The following is a 21071-nucleotide window of genomic DNA, read 5'->3' as shown; positions in this document are numbered from 1 at the left end:
TAAATGTTGAAATTAGAATTTTAGCCCGCTAGCGTCGGGATGTTCCGGCCGCGCCCTTCTGGCATCGCCGGCACCGCTCCGGCGCCACGGGAGCCCGAAAGCCCCCGCATTGCGTCCGCCGCGAGGACGCACCGCGTCCCCGCCCGCCCCCGCTGGAGCGCGAACAAGATTTCGAACGCCGTTGGAGCGAAACATGAGTGCCCTGCCGCAAGCTTCCGAAGGAGCCGCCCCGCAGGCCGCGCGGGTGCTGCACATCCCCGTCGAGCGGCTCGACAGCGTCCAGGCCAAGGTCCTGTCCATCGCCGATTATCGCGGCGAGCGCGAAGCCTTCCGCGACGTGGTGGTGGAGCCCTATTCGCCTGTGGTGGGCGCGCGGGTGCGGGGGCTCGATCTCTCGGCCGCCGGCGCGCAGGAGCCGGCGCTGGCCCAGTTCCTCCACGACCGGCTGGTGCGCTACGGCTTCCTGTTCTTCGAGCCCGGCGTGGTGCGGGTGGAGGAGTTCGGGCGCCTCGTCGGCCTGTTCGGCAGCGCCCGGTTCGCCGGCACGCCCTATACGCCGGCGGCGCGGGAGAATGCGGACATCAACACCATCGATTCCTCGGTCAAGAAGACGCGGATGAACCTGATCTGGCACGTGGACCAGGCGTTCGTGCCCGATCCGCCGCGCTTCACGGCTCTGTTCGGCAAGAATGCCCCGCCGGCCGGCGGCGACACCCTGTTCGCCAACGCCACCGCCGCCTACGACCTGCTCGATCCGCAGTTCGCGCGCTATCTGGAGAGCCTCACCGCGGTCCACGACGTGGAGACCCAGGGCTTCCTGAGCCTCGCCTACCAGGACCCGCAGGCGCTCGCCGCCCAGCGCGCCAAGTATCCGCCGGTGGAGGCGCCGGTGATCCGCGTGCATCCGGACACCGGCCGCAAGCAGATCTTCGTCAGCGAGCTTTATACCCAGCGTATTCTCGGCGTGCCGCGCACCGTCAGCGACCACCTGCTGCAGATCCTCTTCGACTATGTGAAGTCCCCGGACGTGCAGACGCGGGTGGCCTGGCAGGAAGGCGCCGCGGTGATCTGGGACAATCGCGTGGTGCAGCATCGCGGCGTCGGCGACTACGGCGACGGCCTGCGCGTGCTCTATCGCGCCATCGTCCAGTAGGCCCCCGCCGTCCCCCTTCGCGAGCCCTCGACGGGCGGAGTGTCCAAGATGAACAGAAGAGACAGCCTCAAGCTCCTCGCGGGCGCCGCGGCCGCGGCCCTGCTGCCGGTGCGGGGCGCCCTGGCCGCGCCGGCGCCGGTGCGCGTCACCCTGCCGTCGCCCGGCAGCGCGGGTTCCGTGTGGCGGCCCCTGGTGGCCCGGCTCGGCCTTGCCGAGGCGCTGGGGCTCGACATCGAATGGGTGGTCGCCGATCCCGGCAAGATGCAGACCCAGCTCACCGCAGGCTCTATCGATGTCGGCGTGTTTGGCCCGGTGGGGCTGAGCGGCATCGTCAACAAGGGCGGCGACATCGTGCTGTTCGGCCCGGCGCTGGACAACAACACCCGCTGGGTGGTGCGCGGCGACAGCCCCTACAGGACGCCGAAGGACCTCGCGGGCAAGACCGTCGCCTCCACCGCCGAGACCAGCGAGACCTACCAGCAGGCGCGGATCGCCGCCTCCCTCGCCGGCCTCGACTTCTCCGATCTCAAGATCGTGTTCGGCTCTCCGCTCGCCAACCTCGCCATGTTCGAGCGCGGCGACGTGGAGGCGATCCTGACCCTGGAGCCCACCGCGACGCGCCTCGTCGCCCGCGGCGCGCGCGACCTCGCCCTGGTGGCGCAGGAGTGGGAGAAGGGCACCGGCCTCAAGGGCGCGCCACTGCTGGTCGGCCTCGCCGCCAACCGGGCCTGGCTCGACGCCAACAAGGACACCGCCGCCAAGGTCGTGGAGCTGTTCAAGCGCGTCAATTCCGCCATCCGCGACAACCCCGGCCTGCTCGTGGACGTCGCCGGCGAGATCGGCATCAAGCCCGACGAGACGAAGGCCCTGGCCCTGCTGCCGGAACGCGCCCGCGCCTCCTATGCCACCGCGTGGAACGAGGAGGTCTTCAAGGGCATCGACAAGCAGATCGAGGTGGCGGTGCGGCTCGGCCTGCTGAAGCAGGCGCCGGCCGGCAGGATCTACGTTCAGGTCTGAAGAAACCCGATGGATGCTCCGGGGCGGGGCCCCGGCGATGAGAAAGAGGAAAGATGTCGCTCCTGGACAAAGCGGACACGGTGAAGGCGGACATGCCCGCGCGCCGCCTGCGGGCGGCGTGGGTGCCGGCGGTGGCGCGCGCGGCCGGCGCGGTGCTGCCGTTCCTCGCGTCGTTCGTGTTCATGGCCACGGCATGGGAGCTCATGGCCCTGTGGCTGCGCTCCCCGCTGGTGCCGGATGTCTCGGCCATCGCGCGGGAGTTCGTCCTGATCTGCGCGAGCGGCAAGGCGTTCCACGAGATCTGGGTCACCTTCTACCGCATGGGCCTCGGCTTCCTGCTGGCGGTGGTGGTGTCGTTTCCCATCGGCATCGCCGCCGCCGTGTCCCGCACCGCCGAGCGCTTCCTGGAGCCCGGCGTCATCCTCGGCCTCACGGTGCCCGGCCTCGTGTGGGCGCTGCTGTGCGTGATCTGGTTCGGGGTGAGCCTCGCCTCGCCGGTGATCGCGGTGGCGCTGGGGGTGCTGCCGTCCATGGTCATCACCGTGCAGCAGGGCGTGCGCTCGCTGTCGTCGGACATCGTCGAGATGACGCGGGTGTTCCGGCTGAGGCGCACCACGGTGCTGCGGCGCATCTGGTGCCCGCTGCTCTACGCCACCACCGTTTCCGGCGCGCGGGTGGGCTTCTCCATCGCCTGGAAGGTGATCGTGCTGGTGGAGATCTTCGGCATGTCGAACGGGGTGGGCTACCAGCTCAATTCCCAGTTCAGCCTGCAGAGCGTGGAAGGCGTCATCGCGTGGACGCTGGCCTTCTGGCTGGCGATGATGGCGGTGGAATACCTGGTGTTCCGCCCCATCGAGAACAGCACCAGCCACTGGAAGAAGCGGGCCTATGAGTAGCGACATCCTCATCGCCGGGCTCGGCAAGGCCTATGCCGCGCGCGGCGGGCGGCGCCCCTCCGTCATCTTCGAGGGGCTCGACATGCGGATCGCGGCCGGCGAGCTGGTGGCGCTGGTGGGGCCTTCCGGCTGCGGCAAGTCCACCCTGCTCAACCTCATCGCCGGGCTCGACGCGCCGGACGCGGGCTCCATCCGCTTCGAGGGGCACGGCGGGCCGGGCAACCTCGCCATGGTGTTCCAGCAGCCGCGCCTCGTGGACTGGCTGACGGTGGAGGAGAACGTCGCTCTGGTGTTCGAGCGCGAGGGCGACCGCCCGCCGGGCGACCCGCGCGAGGTGGCGCGCGCGCTGCTGCGCAAGGTGGGCCTCGCCGACCATGCCGGCGCCTATCCGCAATTCCTCTCGGGCGGGCAGCGCCAGCGGGTCGCCATCGCGCGGGCGTTCGCGGCGGCCCCCGACATCCTGCTCCTCGACGAGCCCTTCAGCGCGCTCGACGAGCTGACCGCCCGCCGCCTGCGCCTCCTGCTCCAGAGCCTGTGGGCCGAGGCCGAGGGCCGCCGCCCCACCGGCGTGCTGGTGACGCACAACATGCTGGAGGCGGCGCTGCTCGCCGACCGCATCTTCGTGCTCTACGGCCATCCCGGCCGCTTCGCGCAGGTGATGGACATCGACATCCCCCACCCGCGCGATCCCGAGGACCCGGCCCTGTTCGCCATCCACCGCCAGGTGCTGCACGCCCTCGGCGAGGCCTGAGGGCGAAGCCCCGGTCTTCGGCCGGCGCCGGTCGCGTGTCGCTCAGGCGTGGCGCGGGTCTTCGGTCGGAGGCGCCGATCCGGCCGTGGCGAACCACGCCCCCGGATAGGCCGGCGGCCGCCGCGCGATCCAGGCGTCGAGCCCCTCGCGCAGGTCGGCGGTGGGCGCCATGCGGGCGAACTGCTCCGCCTCCACCAGCAGCCCTTCGGCGATGGGCAGGTTGATGCCCCGCGTCACCGCCGTGAGGATGGTGGCGACGGCGAGCGGGGAATGCTGGAGGATGCGCTCCAGCAGCGCCCGCGCCGCCGGCAGCAGCGCCTCGTGCGGCACCACGGCGTTGACGAGCCCCAGCTCCAGCGCCCGCGCGGGCGAAAAGGCCTCCCCGGTGAGCAGCAGCTCCATGGCGCGCTTGCGCCCGGCGAGGCGCGGCAGGCGCTGGGTGCCGCCGAAGGTGGGCGGCATGGCGAGGCGGATCTCCGGCTTGGCGAAGACCGCGCGGTCGCTGGCGATGGCCAGCGGCGCGGCCTCCGTCACCTCGCATCCCCCGCCGTAGGCGAGGCCGTTGACCGCCACCACGATCGGCTTGCGGAACGCCTCGATGCGGGCGGTGAGCCGCTGCCCGCGCGCCACGAAGTCCCGCAGCGCCGCTTCCGGTCCCTGCGCCACCGAGCGCGAGAATTCGGGGATGTCGCCCCCGGCCGAGAAGGCGCGCCCGGCGCCGGTGAGGATGACCCCGCGCACCGCGTCATCGCCCTCGATTCCGTCGAGGAACGCCAGCAGGGTGTCGACGGTCTCGTAATCCAGGGCGTTGAGCTTTTCCGGGCGGTTGAGCGTCAGCGTCGCGATCGCGCCGTCGGTGGTCTTCAGGACGGGTTCGGTCATGGGCGTCTCCTGTGGTCCGGCCGGGTTCCGGCGAGGAGGGCAGGATGGCGGCGGAGCCGCCTTGAGTATACTCACTGTACGGTATACTTTCAGGATCATGCCCAGGCACCCCGACACGCGCGGACGCATCATCAAGGCTGCCTCCAGGCTGTTCTACGCGGAGGGAATCGGCCGCGTGAGCGTGGACGCGGTGGCCGAGAAGGCGGGCGTCACCAAGCGTACGCTCTACTATCATTTCCAAAGCAAGGACGAGCTCGTCGCCGCCTATCTCGACGCGCGCGACCAGCCCAACCTGAAGCAGATGGCCGCCTGGTTCGAGGCCGCGGAGGGCGGGCCGGAGGTGAAGGTGCAGGCCGTGTTCGAGGCCCTGGCGCGCAGCGCGCGCCACCCGAAATGGAAGGGCTGCGGCTTTCTGCGCACCACGGCCGAGCTCGCGGCCCTGCCGGGCCATCCGGCGGTGCGGATCGGCGCCCGCCACAAGAGCGCCTTCGCCGCTTGGCTCGCGGGCGAGCTGAAAAGCGCCGGCCTTGCCGCGCCCGAGGCGCTGGCGCGGCAGGTTTTGCTGCTGCTCGACGGCGCCTTCTCCGCCTCCCTGGTGCACCGGGAGGCGGAATGGTTCGAGGATGCCGGGCGCGCGGCCCGCGCTTTGGTGGCCGTTCATCCCCGCCGTCCGGCAACCGGTGTGGACGCGCCCGGCTGATCCGCCGGCGGCCGCCCGCCGCGCGGACGCGACGGGATGGGCGCTCAGTCGTCGCGCCGGACGGCGCCGGCCGCGCCGAGCACGGCCTTGAGGGAGGCGGCGGCCACGTCCGCGTCGATGCCGACCCCGAACACGCGGCGTCCCTGCGCGCTCACGCATTCCGCATAGGCCACCGCCTGCGCGTCCGCGCCCCGGCGCAGGGCGTGCTGCTGGAAGTCCACCACCTCCAGCGCGATGCCGAAATGCCCGGCCATGGCGGCCACCGCCGCCGAGACGAGGCCGTTGCCGCGCCCGGCCACCGGCACCTCACGCCCGCCGTGGCGGATGCGCCCGGCGAACAGCCGCTCGTGCCCCGCCGGCCCGCGCGCGCCGTCCTCATAGGCGAGGAGCGTGAAGGCAGGGTCATCCAGTCCGTAGGCGCGGCGGAATTCGGCCCAGATGTCGGCGCCCGAGAGCTCGCGGGAGGTCTCGTCCGCCAGCGCCTGCACGCGGCGGCTGAAGTCCACCTGCAGGGCGCGCGGCAGCTTCAGCCCGTGCTCCTGCTCCAGCACGAAGGCGACCCCGCCCTTGCCCGACTGGCTGTTGACCCGGATCACCGCCTCATAGGTCTCGCCGATGTCGGCGGGATCGATGGGCAGGTACGGCATCTCCCACAGGCCGTCGTTGCGCGCGGCGTGGGCGGCGAAGCCCTTGCGGATGGCATCCTGGTGGGAGCCGGAGAAGGCGGTGTGCACCAGCTCGCCCGCATAGGGGTGGCGCGGGTGCACGGGCAGGCCGGTGAGGCGCGTGACGCTCTGCGCCACCTGCCGCAAGGCGGGGAAGGAGAGGCCGGGGTCGATGCCCTGGGTGTAGAGGTTGAGCGCCAGGGTCACGAGGTCCACGTTGCCGGTGCGCTCGCCATTGCCGAACAGGCAGCCCTCGATGCGGTCGGCGCCCGCCATCACCGCCAGCTCGGCGGCGGCCACGGCGGTGCCCCGGTCGTTGTGCGGGTGCACGGAGACGACCACGCTGTCGCGGCGCGAGAGATGGCGGCAGAACCACTCGATCTGGTCCGCATAGACGTTGGGAGTGGCCACCTCCACGGTGGCGGGCAGGTTCAGGATGGCCTTGCGCGCCGGGGTCGGCTGCCACACGTCCAGCACCCGCTCGCAGATCTCCAGCGCGAATTCCGGCTCGGTGAAGCAGAAGGTCTCGGGCGAGTATTGGAAGGTGAAGTCGGTCTCCGGCCGCTTCAGGCTCTCCTCCAGCATGGCGGTGACGCCGGAGACGGCCAGCGCGACGATCTCGTGCCGCTCCATGGAGAACACCACCCGGCGGAACAGGGGCGCGGTGGCGTTGTAGAGGTGGACGATGGCGCGCGGCGCCCCCTCCAGCGCCGCGAAGGTGCGGGCGATGAGGTCGGCGCGGGACTGGGTGAGCACCTGGATGGCCACCTCGTCCGGAATGCGCCCCTCCTCGATCAGGGCGCGCACGAAGTCGAACTCGGTCTGGGAGGCCGAGGGGAAGGCCACCTCGATCTCCCTGAAGCCGGCGCCGACCAGCATGTCCCAGAAGGCGAGCTTGCGGGCCACGTCCATGGGGTCGGCCAGCGCCTGGTTGCCGTCGCGCAGGTCGGTGGAGAGCCAGCGGGGTGCCGCCGTGATGCGCCGGGAGGGCCAGGCGCGGTCGGGCAGGTCAACGGGCGGGGCGAAGGGGCGGTACTTGGTTTCCGGCTGCTTCAGCATGGGGAAGTCCGTCGCGAGCGAGGGGGGATCGATGAGGTCGCGACGCGGTACGGCCGCCGGCGTGTCGCTGCTTCCGGCGGCCGCCGGTAAGTCGCAGGCCCGCGAGGCGCGCTTGGAGCGCGCGGGCGGACTGCGAGGCGGCGGCGATGGGGAGCGACACGGGGCTTTCCTTCCTGATGCCCCTTGCATAGGCCGGCGGCGCGCGGAATTCTCGCGCGGAGGAGCCATTCATCGTCGTGATCGGATCATAGATGGAAGTTCATGCGGCCACGCCGGGCGTCGCGGTCATCCGCCGCGACGAGCCGCGCTTCGAGAGCCCGTGGCATGCCCACGAGGCGGCGCAGCTCATCTTCGCGGTGGCGGGCGTGGTCGCGGTGACGACGGACCGCGGCACCTGGGTGGTGCCGCCGAGCCGGGCGGTGTGGGTGCCGGCGGGCATCGTGCACCGCACCGCGAGCCGGGGCCTCGTGCAGTTCCGCGCCCTGCTGGTGGAGGCGGGGCCCGCGCGCGGCCTGCCGGCGGGCTGCGCGGTGGTGGCGGTGACGCCGCTGCTGCGGGAGCTGATCCTGAGGATGGCCGAGGCGGGATGCCCGGCGGACGTGGCCGCGCTGGCCGCGCGCCTCGCGCTGAAGGAGCTGGCGGTGCTGCCGGTGGAGCCGCTCAGCCTGCCCATGCCCGCCCACGCGGGGCTCGCCGCCTTGTGTGCGCGCCTCGTGTCGGCGCCGGCGGAGGAGGTGGCGCTGGAGGCGGCTGCGGCGGAAACCGGCCTCAGCCGCTCCGGCTTCATCCGCCTGTTCCGCCGGGAGACGGGGCAGAGCTTCGGCCGCTGGCGCCAGCAGGCGCGCCTGCTCCACGCCCTTTCCCTGCTGGCGCAGGGGCAATCGGTGCTGACGGTAGCGCTCGACTGCGGCTATGAGAGCCCGAGCGCCTTCACCGCCATGTTTCGCCGCACCCTTGGCCGCGCGCCGAGCGAGTATTTCGCCGCCGCGCGGGGGTGAGGCGCGCCCGGCCGGGCCGGACGCGCGGACGATTCACGAGCGGTCCTTGCTCACGGGCGCCGGCTCTCGTTCCGCGGGTTCTCCAGGGCCTCGCGCAGCAAGGTGCGCAGGGCGAACTTCTGGATCTTGCCCGAGGCGGTGGAGGGGAGCTGGTCGCGCACCTCCAGCCGCTCGGGATAGTATTGCCTGGCAAGCTGCTGGCTATCGAGGAAGCGCACCATCTCCTCGAAGGAGAAGCTCCTGCCCTCCTTCGGCACCACGAAGGCGCAGGCGCGCTCGCCCAGGCGCGGGTCGGGATAGGCGACGATAGCCACCTGCTGCACCGCCGGGTGCCGGTAGAGCACCGCCTCGATCTCCACCACCGGCAGGTTCTCCGCACCGCGGATGATGACATCCTTGGTGCGCCCGCAGATGCGGATGTAGCCGGCCGCGTCGATGCGGGCGATATCGCCGGTGTCGAACCAGCCCTCGGCGTCGGTGGCGTTCCACTGGGGCCGCTTCAGGTAGCCCACGAAATTGGAGCAGCCGCGCACATAGAGCGCGCCCTCGCAGCCGGCGGGCAGCACGGTGCCGTCGGCGGCGCGGATCTGCAGCTCCATGCCGGGCAGCGCCAGGCCGTCGGTCTCCACGGAGCGGACATCGGGCTCGGACGGGGGCACGACGGTGACGGCGCCGTTCTCCGTCATGCCCCAGGCCGAGACGATCCTGGTGCCGAGCACGCGGTGCGCCCGCTCCACCAGGGCGCCGGGAATGGCGGTGCCCGCGCACAGGAAGATGCGCAGCGTGGGGGTGCCCGTGCCCTGCGCCTCCACCGTGTCGGCGAGGTCCATCAGGAACGGCGTGGAGGCCATGGTGAAGGTGACGCCCTCCTGCGCGATCAGGCGCGCGGCCAGGGCCTTGTCCCAGCTGTCCATCAGCACCATCGGCGCCTTCAGCATCACCGGCAGCAGGAAGCCGTACATGAAGCCGGTCTGGTGGGCCATGGGCGAGGCCATCAGCACCACGTCGGCGGCGCCGAGCCCGAGCCGCGCCGCATAGGCGACGAGGTTGGAATACATGGTGTTGGCGGTGTGCATCACGCCCTTGGGCTCGCCGGTGGTGCCCGAGGTGTAGATGAGCTGGCACACGTCGTTGGCGTCGCCCCGGTCGCGGGCGCTGACGGCGCGCGCGGCCTCGATCTCGGCGTCGAGGGCGCCATCGAGCAGCAGCGTCTCGAAGCCGGAAGGCCCGCCATCGCCGGCGACGATGACGTGGCGCAGGTCCGGCAGCTCGGCCTTGAGCGCCTCGGCCATGGCGGCATGGTCGAAGCCGCGGAACACCCTCGGCACCACGAAGGCGCGCGCCTCGCCGTGGCGCAGCATGAAGCGCAGCTCGTGCTCGCGGAAGATGGGCATCACCGGGTTGAACACCACCCCCAGCCGGCGGCAGGCGATGTAGAGGACGATGAATTCCCACCCGTTGGGCAACTGGCTCGACAGCACGTCGTTGCGGCCGAGGCCGAGGCGGCGCAGCCCCGCGGCGGCGCGCCAGGCGAGGCGGTCGATCTCGGCATAGGTGAGTGCGCGGCGCGCGCCGGTGGCCGCCACCACGCTCACCAGCGCCAGGGCGTCGGGCTTCTCGGCGAGGCAGGCCTCGAAATAGTCGAGGAGCGTCCTGCCCGGCCAGAAGCCCTCGGCCTCCATGCGGGCGCGGCGCGGCTCCAGGAGCACGGCGTCGAATTCCATGGGTGTCCTCCCGTTGTTCCGGCTCAGCCGATGGCCGCCCGGCCCGCCCGTTCACGGGCGATGATGTTCTTCATGATGTGCGCGGTGCCGTCGCCGATCTGGAGGCCCAGCACGTCGCGCAGGCGCTGCTCGAACGGCAGCTCGTTGGAATAGGCGGCGTGGCCGTGCACCAGCAGGCAGGCGTGGATGGCCTCGTAGGCGAGGAGCGGCGGCCACCACTTGGCCATGGCCGCCTCCGCCACGTGGGGGCGGCCGTTGTCCTTGAGCCAGAGCGCGTTGTAGGCGAGCAGCCGCGCGCCCTCGACGCGGGTGTCGAAATCCGCGAGCTGGTGGGTGATGCCCTGGAAGGCGGCCAGCGGCTTGCCGAAGGCGCGGCGCTCGCCGATGTAGGCCCAGGCCTCCGTGAGGGACTGGCGCGCCGTGCCGAGGCATTGCAGGCCGATGAGCGAGCGCGAGAAGTCGAACCCCTGCATCACCTGCACGAAGCCCTTGTTCTCCTCGCCCAGCAGGTGATCGACCGGCACCCGCACGTTGTCGAAGAAGATGGAGCCGCGGCCGATGGCATGCTGGCCGAGATCGGTGAAGCGGGTGGTGGAGATGCCGGGGGTGTCCATGGGCACGAACACGGCGGAGATGCCGCGCGCCCTGTCCTCCGGCCTGCCGGTGCGGGCGAACACCACCGCCGCCGCGGCTTGGTCCGCCGCCGAGATGGAGGTCTTCTCGCCGTTGATGACGTAGTGGCCGCCGTCGCGCTCCATCCTGAGGCCGAGGTTGGCCGCGTCGGAGCCGCCGCGCGGCTCGGTGAGGGCGATGGCGAGCATGATCTCGCCGGCGGTGAGCTTCGGCAGCCAGTGGGCCTTGATCTCGGGATTGGCGAAGCTGGCGAGGATCTGGCCGTTGAGCGAGGCCAGGATGTTGACGTAGCCGAAGTTGAAGTCGCCGCGCGCGATCTCCTCGATGATGACGCCGGAATAGATGCTGCCCGCGCCGAGGCCGCCGAATTCCTCCGGCAGCTCGGGGGCGATGAGGCCGAGGCGGCCCATCTCCCGCACCAGCTCCTTGCCGAAGCCGCCGGTGCGCTCGCGCTCGCGGTAGCCGGGGGCGAGGCGCTCGGCGGCGAACTTGCGGGCGAGGTCGCGCAGGGCGTTCAGGTCGTCGGTGTCGAAAACCGTGGGGTACATGGTCGGGTCCTGCCTTCGGGTTTCCTGCGAGTTCGACCACGCGCCGCCTTGCCGGCGGTCTTGCGGGGTGGTCGTTGCGGAGTGGCCGCGTGGGGGCGGGCGGATGCGCGGGGCACACCGCTCCGGCCCGCCGCGGCGGCGCGGCGGGGGAGGGCCCGCGCCGCGCGGGCCCGAGGGCGGCTGGCGCCGCCCGCGGGGCCGGGACGCCGCCTACTTTCCGAACCTGCGGAAGTCCGGCTTGCGCTTCTCGCGGAAGGCGACGCCGCCCTCCTTGCTCTCGTCGGTGTCGTAATAGAGGCTCAGCGCCCGCATCCCGAGGGCGGAGATGCCGCGGATGTTCTCGCTGTCGGCGTTGAAGGAGACCTTGGCGAGGGCGAGGGCGGTGGGCGAGCGCTCCATCAGCTCGGCCACCCAGCGCTCCACCTCGGCGTCCAGCTCCGCATGGGGCACGACGGCGTTGGCGAGGCCCATGGCCAGCGCCTCGGCGGCGGTGTAGCGCTTGTTGAGGTACCAGATCTCGCGGGCCTTCTTCTCGCCCACCACGCGGGCGAGATAGGCGGTGCCGAAGCCGGGGTCCACCGAGCCCACCTTGGGCCCCACCTGGCCGAACTGCGCCTTGTCCGAGGCGATGGTGAGATCGCAGATGGTGGCGAGCACGTTGCCGCCGCCGATGGCGAAGCCGTTGACGCGGGCGATGACCGGCTTCGGTACGTCGCGGATGAGGCTCTGCAGTTCGTCGATGGGCAGGCCGATGACGCCGCGCCCGTCATACTGCCCGTCGTGGGCCGACTGGTCGCCGCCGGTGCAGAAGGCCTTGTCGCCGGCGCCGGTGAGCACGATCACGCCCACCTTGCGGTCCCAGCCCGCGGCCTGGAAGGCGTGGATCAGCTCGTCCACGGTGTGGCCGCGGAAGGCGTTGTATTTGTCGGGCCGGTTGATGGTGATCCAGGCGGCGCCGTTGCGGATCTCGTAGAGGATGTCGGTATAGCTCATGGTTTCCTCCCTCAGCCGTGCATGGTCAGGCCGCCCGACACCGAGATCACCTGGCCGGTGATGAAGGCGGCGTCGTCGCTGGCGAGGAACAGGATGGCGCCGGGCAGGTCCTCCGGCTTGCCGAGGCGGCCGAGCGGCACCGCGCGGGTGAAGGCGGTGCGCAGCTTCTCCTTGTCGCCGGCGGCCTCCATGAAGCTCTCCAGCATCGCGGTCTCGGTGACGCCGGGGCAGACGGCGTTGAAGGTGATGCCGTGGCGGGCATGCTCGCGCGCCAGGGTCTTCATGAAGGCGATGACGCCGGCCTTGCACGCGGCATAGACCGCCTCGCCGGAGGAGCCGACGCGCCCGGCGTCCGAGCCGATGGACACCACGCGCCCGGCGACCTTGCGCGCCACCATGGAGGCCAGCACCGGCTTGGTGACGTTGAGCACCGCGCGCAGGTTGATGTCGATGATCTTGGTCCAGAAGTCGGGCTCCGACTTCAGGAAGGGGACGAACAGGTCCCAGCCGGCGTTGTTCACCAGGATGTCGACGGGGCCGAAGCTGGCCTCCACCTGGGCGACGGCGGCGGCGGTGGCCGCGTGGTCGGTGAGGTCCACCACCATGGCGGTGGCGTCGCCGCCGGCGGCGGTGATCTCCGCCACCACCTTCTCCGCCTGGGCCGCGCCGATATCGGCGACCACGACCCGCGCGCCTTCCTCTGCGAACCGCCGGCAGGTGGCGGAACCGATGCCGCCGCCGCCGCCAGTTACAACAACTACTTTACCTTTAAGTCCGCGCACGATGGGTTTCCTCCCGCGTCTCAGGATGGTGGCGAATGGGCCGTGTTGGCGCATTTCGTGCCATTTTGTGGGCCACTACGGCGCAGAGCCTGCGAGGCCTTCGTGAGGATGAGCTATATCCGTCGCGCAAAAATAGGTCAATATATTTCCTTAAAAGACGGCGTGAGCCGCCCTTGACCTCGCCGCGCCGGGCGGCCAGAGTGCCGGCATGACGACGGATGGCGACGGATCGCGGGGCATCTCGCCGGGGCTGAGCAACAGGCTCTTCTTCCGGCTCTACCAATGCGCCAACATGCTGCATAAAACAGGCACGCGGGCGCTGGACGACTACGAGATCACCACCCAGCAATGGGCGGTGCTCGGCGCGCTCACGCGTCCGGCCTTCGCGGACGGGGTGGCGGTGGGCGATCTCGCCGCCTTCCTGCTGGTGAGCCGCCAGAATCTCGCGGGCGTGCTCCAGCGCCTGGAGGCCATGGCCTATGTGGAGCGCGCGGTGGACGCCAACGACAACCGCTCGCGCCTCATCCGCCTGACGCCGAAGGGGCGCAGCCTGTGGGACGCCAACATGCGTCCCGTCATCGCCGACTATTACGACGCAGCGCTCGCCGGCTTCTCCACCGAGGACAAGATCCACATGATCCATTACCTCGACAAGATGCTGAGCAACTTCAAGGCGATAGACCCGGAGGCCAGTGCCGCGCGCAAGGCCGGGGAATATGCACCCGAGGCCGCGCCCGGTTCCGCGAAGGCCCCCGCCTCCCGCAGGTGAAGGGGCGCCCCGGCGGCCGGCCCATGGCAACGCCGCGCGGAACGGTAGGGTCGGGCGCCTGCATCGCGGCGGCGCGGCGTAACCTGGAATGCTATTGCGCGACCACCTCGGCGCCGGTGCATTCAATAGCGTGATTTTTCACGGAAAATGCGCCCCGGCTGATTTTCGTCCGGGTATATACGACAATATATTGAATTATCTGTCGGGCCGCCGCATCGTTCCGGAGCCGCCGATCGCGGTGCCCCGTCCGATTTCGAAATCCTTCCCCGCACCGCGCGAGCACACCATGAGCCAAGCCCGGAATCCCGCCATGACTCCTGCCATGACCTACGAGAGCATCCTCGTCGCCACCGACGGCCCGGTCGGCATCATCACCCTCAATCGGCCGGAGGCGCTGAACGCGCTCGACAGCCGGATCACGGCCGAGGTGTCCGCGGCGGCGGCGGCTCTCGATGCGGACGCCGCCGTCGGCGCCATCGTCGTCACCGGCTCGGAGAAGGCCTTCGCGGCCGGCGCGGACATCAAGGAGATCAAGGATAAGACCTTCGCCGAGGTCTATGAGGAGCAGTTCGTCACCGCCACCTGGGAGGGCCTCTCGCGGGTGCGCAAGCCGACGCTCGCGGCGGTGTCCGGCCATGCCATCGGCGGCGGCTGCGAGCTGGCGCTGATGTGCGACATCATCATCGCCTCCGAGACGGCGCGCTTCGCCCTGCCGGAAACCACCATCGGCATCATTCCCGGCGCGGGGGGCACCCAGCGCCTCACCCGCATCGTCGGCAAGGCGGTGGCCATGGACATGATCCTCACCGGCCGGGCCCTGCCGGCGGCCGAGGCGCTGGCGCTGGGGCTGGTGAGCCGGGTGGTGCCGGCGGGCACCCATCTTCAGGAGGCGGTGGCCCTGGCGCAGCGCATCTGCGCCTCCTCCCGGCCGGTGGTGCGGCTCGCCAAGGAAGCGGTGAACCAGGCCTATGAGACCCGCCTGCAGGAGGGCCTCTATGTGGAGCGGCGCCTGCTCTACGCCACCTTCGCCCTGGAGGACCGGCGCGAGGGGATGAACGCCTTCGCGGAGAAGCGCAAGCCCGTGTTCCGCAACCGCTGAGCGCGCCCGCGCCTCGGGCGGATCGCCATTCGGGCGGCGACGGACGCGCCCTCCATTCCCTCTCCCGCTCAGGGGGCGGGGGGCTGGCGCCGATGGGCGCGGCCGGGCTCAGCCTGCGGCGATGGCGGCACGTCGGCCGTGAGGGCGCAACACCGGGTGGCCCGGATCCAAGCGCGCTCTTCCCCCCTCGCAAGCCGGAGAGGGGCCGCACGCCCGGATGCGACGGGGACTCTCGAACGTCGAGCCGGCCTGGAACATGGAGCCCAGGCGTCTTCTCGGTGCGAACCGGCGTCCGCCAACCTACACGGCGGCGAGGATGCGCTCCTGCAGGGCGCTCGCGCCGGCGGCGCCCCGGCGCGGGCGCGGCAGGTCCACGGGCACGTCGAGCGCGACCTCGCCGTGCTTCAGCACGATCACGCGGTCGGCGAGGGCCACCGCCTCGGCCACGTCGTGGGTGATGAGGATCACGGTGAAGCCCCGCTCCCGCCAGATGCGTTCGGTGAGGGCGTGCATCTCGATGCGGGTCAGGGCGTCGAGGGCGCCGAAGGGCTCGTCCAGCAGCAGCACCGCCGGATGGCTCACCAGCGCGCGGGCGAGGGCGACGCGCTGCTTCTGCCCGCCGGAGAGCACGAACGGCCACTCCCGGCCGCGATCGGCGAGGCCGACGTCGCGCAGCGCGCCGGCCGCCGTCTCGCGCCAGCCGGGGCCGCGGGCGATGCCCACATTCTGCAGGATGCGCTGCCAGGGCACCAGCCGCGCGTCCTGGAACAGGAGGCGCACCTGGGGCGCGAGGCCGGTGACCGGCTGCCCGCCCACGCGCACGGTGCCGGAGGTGGCGCCGTCGAGCCCGGCGATGAGCCGCATCAGCGTGCTCTTGCCGCCGCCGGAGCGGCCCACCACCGCCAGGAACTGGCCGGCGGGAATGTCGAGGTCCAGCCGGCGCAGCACGGTGCGGGTGCCGAACGCCTTCACCACGCCTTCGAGGCGCACCGCCTCGCCGTGCCAGGGGCGGTCGGCGCGGGGCTCCGGGGCCTCCCCCTGCGCGGGGAAGGCGGCGGCTTCGGGGGTGAACACCTCCATCATCATGCCGGCTCCGCCCCGGCGCGATAGGCCGGGTGCCAAGCGAGCGCCCGCTGCTCGATGGCGCGGGTGAGGCTGTCGGCGAGCTTGCCGAGCAGGGCATAGGCGATGACACCCAGCACCACCACGTCGGTCTGCAGGAACTCGCGGGCGTTCATGGTCATGTAGCCGATGCCGGAGGTGGAGGAGATGGTCTCCGCCACGATCAGCGTCAGCCACATGATGCCGAGCGCATAGCGCAGGCCCACCAGGATGGAGGGCAGCGCCCCCGGCAGGATGATGCGGAAGAATAGCGCCGCGGGGGAAAGGCCGTAGACGCGCGCCATCTCGATCAGTCCGCGGTCCACCGTGCGGATGCCGTGGAAGGTGTTGAGATAGATGGGGAAGGCGACGCCGATGGCGACCAGGAAGATCTTCGCTTCCTCGTCGATGCCGAACCACAGGATCACCAGCGGGATGATGGCGAGGTGCGGCACGTTGCGCAGCATCTGCAGGGTGGAATCGAACGCGGTCTCCGCCGGCCGCCACATGGCGTTGGCGACCCCGAGCACGAAGCCGATGCCGCCGCCGATGGCGAGCCCGATGAGCGCCCGCTGCGTGCTGACGGCGATGTTGGAGACGAGGCTGCCGTCCTTGAAGGTACGCCAGAAGGCGAGCGCCACGTCGCTCGGCGCCGGCAGCACCCGCGAGGAGAGAAAGCCGAGGCTCGCCGCCGCCTGCCACAGCACGATGACGCCGAGCGGCAGCGCCCAGGGCGCCAGCGCCGGGCCCAGCCGGCCCAGCGCCCGCCGGAGGCCCGGCAGGGGCGAGGCCCGCTCGCGCAGGGGCAGGGGCAGGGCGACATCGGAAGGGGCGAAGGATTCGGCCATGGCGTCTCTCCTCGGGGGCGGCCGCGTCAGGACTTCGGCGCGCGCAGCGCGTCGGAGATCTTGATGGGGGCGGGGATCAGGCCGAGCTTGTGGAAGGTGTCGGCCACCTGCTGCTGCTGGGCGGCGACCTCGGGCGTCAGCGGCTTCACGTCATACTGCTGGCGGGCGAGGGCCACTTCCAGGATGGGGGCGGGAATGCCGATCAGCGGCGAGAACTGCGCGGCGGCGGCCTGCGGGTTGGCTTTCGTCCAGGCGCCGATCTCGGAGACGGCGGCCAGCAGCGTGTCCACCACCTGCGGCGCCTTCTCCGCGAAGCTCTTGGTGGTGAAGTAGAACTGGTAGTTGGAGACGATGCCGGTGCCATCGGCGAGGGTGCGGGCCTCGATGGTCTTCTCGGCGGCGGCCTGGTAGGGGTCCCAGATGGCCCAGGCATCCACCGAGCCGCGCTCGAAGGCGGCCCGCGCGTCGGCGGGGGTGAGATAGGCGGTCTTCACCTCGGAATAGGGCACGCCCGCCTTCTCCAGCGCCTTCACCAGCAGGTAGTGCACGTTGGAGCCCTTGTTGAGGGCGATGGTTTTGCCCTTCAGGTCGGCCACGCTCTTCAGCGGGCTGTCCTTGGGCACCAGGATCGCCTCGCCGGTGGGGGCGGCGGGCTCGTAGCCCACGTAGACCAGCGGCGCGCCGGCGGCCTGGGCGAAGATGGGCGGCGCCTCGCCGGTGTTGCCGAAGTCCACCGCGCCGGCATTGAGCGCCTCCAGGAGCTGCGGGCCGGCGGGGAACTCCGCCCATTTCACGGTATAGCCGAGCGGCTTCAGCTTCTCTTCCAGAAGCCCCTTGTTCTTCAGGAGAATGAGGGTGCCGTACTTCTGGTAGCCGATGCGGACCACCTTGTCCTCGGCGGCGGCGGGGGTCTGGAGCGCGGCGCCGAGGCCGAGCGCCAGCAGGCCGGCGCCGGCCGCGCGCGCGAGGGCGCGGCGGGAGAGGGAGAAGGGCATGGGATCCTCCGGGGATGCGGGCGCGCGGGTCAGGCGCCGAGGTTGCGGTAGGCGCCGGCCCAATAGAGCAGGGGCTCGGCGGTCTCGGTGATGCGGCTCGCGACCACGCGGCCGATGATGATGAAGTGGGAGTGCCGCTCGATGGCCTCCTCCAGCTCGCAGTCGAAAGCGGCGAGCGCGTCCGCGAGCACCGGCGCGCCGGTGCCGAGGCGGGTCCATTCGGCGCCCCGGTAGCGCTCGGGCCCCTTCAGGCCGCCCTTTCCGGCGAACTGGTCGGCGAGCGGCTGGTGCTCGGCGCGCAGCACGTTGATGGCGAAGCTGCGGTGGGCGCGGAGCGCGTCGAGGGAGGAGGACGCGCGATTGACGCAGATGAGCAGCGTCGGCGGGTCGATGGAGAGGGACGACACGGAGGTGGCGGTAAGGCCGGTGCGGCTCTCGCCGGTGCCCACGGTGAGCACGCTCACCGCCCCGGCCAGCTTGCGCATGGCGGCGCGATAGGCGAGCACCTCGGGGGAAAGCTCGGGCACGGCGGCGGCCGGCAAAGCGGTGGCCTGCGCGGTGGTGGAATGGGCATTCATGCGGCAACCTCCGGGGGCAGGGGCCGGCAAGACCGGCGCGCGGGATGGCCCCATCACAAAAATAGTTTGTAGATAAAAATAATAGACATTAGATTTATGGCAGTCAACAAAGTTCATGCGTTTACTTTAGTATCGTATGAGGGTGCGTGACCGGGCACGCCGGACGCGTGGGGTATCGCGAAGATATCCGCAGCCGCGCGCGGCGTGGCGATCGTGTCCGGCAAGGGCCCCGCGTTGTGCCGTAGCGGAGAGGGAGACGAGGCATGCTGAACGCCTGGCACGACGGCCGGACCATCCTGGTGGTGGGCGGCGGCTTCACCGGCACGCTGCTGGCCCTGGCGGTGGCGGCCCGGCCCGGCCTGCGCGCCGTGCTGATCGAGCGGGAGCCCCGCGCCGGGCGCGGCCTCGCCTATGGCGCGTGCGCGGATCTGCACGTGCTCAATGTCCCCGTCTCGCGCATGGAGGTGGGGCTGGAGCCCGGCTTCGGCCAATGGCTGGCGCAGCGGCCGCAGGCGCTGGCCGGGGCGCTCGACGAGGCGGGGGGCGATCTCGCCCGCGCCTTCGTCGCCCGCCGCCTGTTCGGAGATTATCTCGCCGCGCGGCTGGAGGAAGCGCTGGCCCGGCCGCAATCCCCGCTCATGCGCGTGCGCGGCGAGGCGGTGCGGGTGGAGGACCGGCCGCGGCCCGCCGTCGTCCTCGCCGATGGGCGGCGCCTGGAGGGCGACGCCGTGGTGCTCGCCACCGGCAACCTGCCGCCCCGGCCCCCGCGTTGCCGCGACGACGGCTTCTACGACACGCCGGCCTTCGTGCCCGACCCCTGGGCGCGCGACGAGCTTGCCGCGGTGGGGGACGACGCTCCGGTTGTCCTCATCGGCACCGGCCTCACCATGGTGGACGTGGCGCTGAAGCTCGCGGCGGGCGGGCACCGGGGACCGCTGGTGGCGGTCTCGCGCCATGGGCTGCTGCCGCACGCCCACCTTCGCCCCGCCGCGCCGGAGGCGGCCGGCGCGGCTCCGGTCCTGGCCGACCTCGCCGGGGCGGGGCCCGCGGAGGTGCTGCGCCGGCTGCGCGCGGCCGTGCGCGCGGCGGGGGTGCCCTGGCAACGGGTGATGGATGCCGTGCGCCCGCAGCTGCCGGGCATCTGGAGCCGCTGGACCCTGGTGGAGAAGGCCCGCTTCCTGCGCCACGGCCGCACCCTGTGGGACGTGCACCGCCATCGCATGGCGCCGCGCATCGCCGCCGGCCTGGACGGCCTGCTGGCGCAGGGGCGGCTGCGGGTGGTGGCGGGGCGCATCGCCGGCTTTCGCCGCGCCGAGGGGGCGGATGGGGCCGTCAGCGTCCAGGTGCGCCCGCGCGGCGGCGGGGCAAGCCTCGCGTTCGAGGCCGCCCATGTGGTGAACTGCACCGGCCCGCGCTCCGATCTCGCGGAGATCGGCGTGCCGCTGTTCGCGGACCTGCGCCGGGCCGGACGCATCGCGCCCGATGCCCTGGGCCTCGGCCTCGAAACGCGGGACTGCGCGGTGGTGGACCGGTTCGGCGCCGCCAGTTCCTGGCTGTTCGCGCTCGGCCCCCTCACGCGCCCGGCGTGGTGGGAGATCACGGCGGTGCCCGAGGTGGCGGTGCAGGTCCACCGCCTGGCGGCGCACCTGGCGCGGCCGCGGGCGGCGGAGCAGGCAGGCACCCTGCTGGAAGACTTCATCCACCTCGGCGAAGGCATCTGACACCGCCGGCCCCGGTCTTGCGGCGGTGGCGGGCGCGTTTCCCGGCGAAGCCGATACCCGCCCGCCTGAAGGCCGCGCATCAATGCAGGGCTCCTGAGCGCCTGCATTGAGGCTGCGCGTGCGCGCCCCGCCGGAGGGCGCTGCGGGGGCCGCACGCAAGCGCGGCGTGGCCCGGCCACCGGCCCGTGCGCCACGCGCGCCGGCCTCCGCGCGGAGCGGTGGGCCGTCAGCGCAGGCCGAAGCCGAGCGCCTGGAGCGCCGCGCGCATGCGGTCGCGGCCGCTCAGGGCCTCCGGCCCGCGCACGCGGTTGAGCGCCGTGCCGGCCCAGCCCACCTGCGGCATGTGCTGGTCCTGCTGGAATGAGGTCAGCGCCGTCTCATAGGCGTCGAGGGCATCCTGGGGCAGGCGCGGGTCGTAGCGCTCGCGGTGCACCACGAGGCGCTGGGAGAGGCGGGGCTTCACCTGCGCCGGCCGCTCGGGATCGGGCCAGCCCACGCACAGGCCGAACACGGCGAGCACGTTCGGCGGCAGGTCCAGGAGCTGCGCCACCTCCTCCGGCCGGTTGCGCAGGGCGCCGATGTAGACTCCGCCGAGGCCGAGGGATTCCAGCGCCACCAGCGCGTTCTGCGCCGCCAGCGCGGCATCGATGATGCCCACGAACAGGGTTTCGAGGAAGCCGAGGGCATCGGTGGGCGCGCCCGCCCGCCGGCCGATCTCCTCCAGCCGCGCGAGGTCCGCGAGCCACACCAGCACCAGCGGCGCTTCCGTCACGTGCTTCTGGCCGCCGGCGATCTCCGCGAGGCGGGCCTTGGTCTCGGGCTTCTCCACCGCCACCAGGGAGAAGGTCTGGAGATTGGAGGAGGAGGGGGCGGACTGGGCCGCCGCCGCCAGGGTCTCCACCAGCCCCTCGGGCAGCGGGCGGCCGGAGAAGGCGCGCACGGAACGGTGGCCGAGCAGGGCGGCGATGGTGTCGTTGACATGCACTCCGGCCGGGGCCTCGGCGGTGCCGTAGCGGGCGTCGAGCAGGGCGCGCAGGTCGTTTACGGGCGCGGGACGGAGCTGGGTGTGGCTGGCGGACATGGGCTTCCTCGCGGAACAGGGGCGGGGTCGGGCCGCCCCGCTTCCGGCGCGGACGATAGCATTTTCGGGGCTTTTCCC

Annotated in this window: 20 protein-coding genes; 9 read left to right on the top strand and 11 right to left on the bottom strand. The window is 71.8% G+C overall.

Annotation, left to right across the window (positions count from 1 at the left end):
• The first annotated feature begins 193 nt into the window (after positions 1 to 193).
• The 4 genes from V5F75_RS02345 to V5F75_RS02330 are packed head-to-tail and all read left to right on the top strand — an operon-like array spanning position 194 to position 3817.
• Entirely contained in the window at positions 194 to 1153 is a 960-nt protein-coding gene (locus tag V5F75_RS02345; protein ID WP_394037782.1) for a TauD/TfdA dioxygenase family protein, read from the top strand.
• A gap of 48 nt (positions 1154 to 1201) precedes the next feature.
• The gene (locus V5F75_RS02340; protein WP_394037784.1) at positions 1202 to 2170 is read left to right on the top strand and encodes an ABC transporter substrate-binding protein; all 969 of its coding nucleotides are present in this window, start codon (positions 1202 to 1204) and stop codon (positions 2168 to 2170) included.
• Between the two features lie 53 nt (positions 2171 to 2223).
• Positions 2224 to 3066, top strand: a complete 843-nt coding sequence (locus V5F75_RS02335; RefSeq protein ID WP_394037786.1) for an ABC transporter permease — start codon at positions 2224 to 2226, stop codon at positions 3064 to 3066.
• Entirely contained in the window at positions 3059 to 3817 is a 759-nt protein-coding gene (locus V5F75_RS02330) for an ABC transporter ATP-binding protein (protein ID WP_394037788.1), read from the top strand. Before V5F75_RS02335 ends, V5F75_RS02330 begins: the two co-directional genes overlap by 8 nt.
• A gap of 42 nt (positions 3818 to 3859) precedes the next feature.
• Here V5F75_RS02330 and V5F75_RS02325 read toward each other — a convergent pair whose 3' ends face one another.
• On the bottom strand, positions 3860 to 4699 hold the full coding sequence (locus V5F75_RS02325) for a crotonase/enoyl-CoA hydratase family protein (protein ID WP_394037790.1): 840 nt from the start codon (positions 4697 to 4699) through the stop codon (positions 3860 to 3862).
• Between the two features lie 97 nt (positions 4700 to 4796).
• Here V5F75_RS02325 and V5F75_RS02320 point away from each other — a divergent pair, with 97 nt between their 5' ends.
• The gene (locus tag V5F75_RS02320; protein ID WP_394037792.1) at positions 4797 to 5399 is read left to right on the top strand and encodes a TetR/AcrR family transcriptional regulator; all 603 of its coding nucleotides are present in this window, start codon (positions 4797 to 4799) and stop codon (positions 5397 to 5399) included.
• 44 nt (positions 5400 to 5443) lie between these two features.
• Here V5F75_RS02320 and leuA read toward each other — a convergent pair whose 3' ends face one another.
• Positions 5444 to 7123 carry a 2-isopropylmalate synthase gene (leuA, locus tag V5F75_RS02315; protein WP_394037794.1) on the bottom strand — a complete coding sequence of 560 codons (1680 nt, stop codon included), beginning with the start codon at positions 7121 to 7123 and terminating at the stop codon, positions 5444 to 5446.
• Between the two features lie 251 nt (positions 7124 to 7374).
• On the opposite strand from leuA, the gene V5F75_RS02310 reads away from it, so the two are divergent.
• Positions 7375 to 8121 carry an AraC family transcriptional regulator gene (locus V5F75_RS02310; protein WP_394037796.1) on the top strand — a complete coding sequence of 249 codons (747 nt, stop codon included), beginning with the start codon at positions 7375 to 7377 and terminating at the stop codon, positions 8119 to 8121.
• Between the two features lie 50 nt (positions 8122 to 8171).
• On the opposite strand, the gene aliA is transcribed toward V5F75_RS02310, so the two are convergent.
• From aliA to V5F75_RS02290, 4 genes are all read right to left on the bottom strand, one after another.
• On the bottom strand, positions 8172 to 9845 hold the full coding sequence (aliA, locus tag V5F75_RS02305; protein WP_394037798.1) for a cyclohexanecarboxylate-CoA ligase: 1674 nt from the start codon (positions 9843 to 9845) through the stop codon (positions 8172 to 8174).
• Positions 9846 to 9868: 23 nt separating this feature from the next.
• A complete protein-coding gene (gene aliB, locus V5F75_RS02300; protein WP_394037800.1) occupies positions 9869 to 11026 on the bottom strand; it encodes a cyclohexanecarboxyl-CoA dehydrogenase in 1158 nt (385 codons plus the stop codon).
• Between the two features lie 210 nt (positions 11027 to 11236).
• Positions 11237 to 12019 carry a 2-ketocyclohexanecarboxyl-CoA hydrolase gene (gene badI, locus V5F75_RS02295; RefSeq protein WP_394037802.1) on the bottom strand — a complete coding sequence of 261 codons (783 nt, stop codon included), beginning with the start codon at positions 12017 to 12019 and terminating at the stop codon, positions 11237 to 11239.
• An 11-nt stretch (positions 12020 to 12030) separates the two neighbouring features.
• Complete coding sequence (locus tag V5F75_RS02290) at positions 12031 to 12855, bottom strand: SDR family NAD(P)-dependent oxidoreductase (RefSeq protein WP_445329416.1); 825 nt, start codon at positions 12853 to 12855, stop codon at positions 12031 to 12033.
• Between the two features lie 154 nt (positions 12856 to 13009).
• Between V5F75_RS02290 and V5F75_RS02285 the strand changes: the two genes are divergently transcribed.
• Both V5F75_RS02285 and V5F75_RS02280 read left to right on the top strand, forming a co-directional pair.
• A complete protein-coding gene (locus V5F75_RS02285; RefSeq protein WP_394037806.1) occupies positions 13010 to 13570 on the top strand; it encodes a MarR family winged helix-turn-helix transcriptional regulator in 561 nt (186 codons plus the stop codon).
• A 322-nt stretch (positions 13571 to 13892) separates the two neighbouring features.
• Entirely contained in the window at positions 13893 to 14669 is a 777-nt protein-coding gene (locus V5F75_RS02280; RefSeq protein WP_394037820.1) for an enoyl-CoA hydratase-related protein, read from the top strand.
• A gap of 300 nt (positions 14670 to 14969) precedes the next feature.
• On the opposite strand, the gene V5F75_RS02275 is transcribed toward V5F75_RS02280, so the two are convergent.
• From V5F75_RS02275 to V5F75_RS02260, 4 genes are read right to left on the bottom strand one after another with little or no spacing between them, the layout of a single operon-like run.
• Complete coding sequence (locus V5F75_RS02275) at positions 14970 to 15755, bottom strand: ATP-binding cassette domain-containing protein (RefSeq protein ID WP_394037808.1); 786 nt, start codon at positions 15753 to 15755, stop codon at positions 14970 to 14972.
• Positions 15752 to 16618: an aliphatic sulfonate ABC transporter permease SsuC gene (ssuC, locus tag V5F75_RS02270; protein ID WP_394037810.1), complete on the bottom strand. Its 867-nt coding sequence runs from the start codon at positions 16616 to 16618 to the stop codon at positions 15752 to 15754. Before ssuC ends, V5F75_RS02275 begins: the two co-directional genes overlap by 4 nt.
• 26 nt (positions 16619 to 16644) lie before the next feature.
• Complete coding sequence (locus V5F75_RS02265; protein ID WP_394037812.1) at positions 16645 to 17613, bottom strand: sulfonate ABC transporter substrate-binding protein; 969 nt, start codon at positions 17611 to 17613, stop codon at positions 16645 to 16647.
• Between the two features lie 29 nt (positions 17614 to 17642).
• A complete protein-coding gene (locus tag V5F75_RS02260; RefSeq protein ID WP_394037814.1) occupies positions 17643 to 18191 on the bottom strand; it encodes a flavin reductase family protein in 549 nt (182 codons plus the stop codon).
• A gap of 263 nt (positions 18192 to 18454) precedes the next feature.
• Between V5F75_RS02260 and V5F75_RS02255 the strand changes: the two genes are divergently transcribed.
• The gene (locus tag V5F75_RS02255; protein ID WP_394037816.1) at positions 18455 to 19912 is read left to right on the top strand and encodes an FAD/NAD(P)-binding protein; all 1458 of its coding nucleotides are present in this window, start codon (positions 18455 to 18457) and stop codon (positions 19910 to 19912) included.
• A 226-nt stretch (positions 19913 to 20138) separates the two neighbouring features.
• On the opposite strand, the gene V5F75_RS02250 is transcribed toward V5F75_RS02255, so the two are convergent.
• The gene (locus tag V5F75_RS02250; RefSeq protein WP_394037818.1) at positions 20139 to 20993 is read right to left on the bottom strand and encodes an NADPH-dependent oxidoreductase; all 855 of its coding nucleotides are present in this window, start codon (positions 20991 to 20993) and stop codon (positions 20139 to 20141) included.
• Positions 20994 to 21071: the final 78 nt, after the last annotated feature.

Origin of the sequence: Xanthobacter albus (genome assembly GCF_043194895.2) — a bacterium.
Lineage (GTDB): Bacteria > Pseudomonadota > Alphaproteobacteria > Rhizobiales > Xanthobacteraceae > Xanthobacter.
The sequence above is the reverse complement of the archived record's forward strand: the minus strand, read 5'-3'. Positions and strand labels throughout refer to the sequence as shown.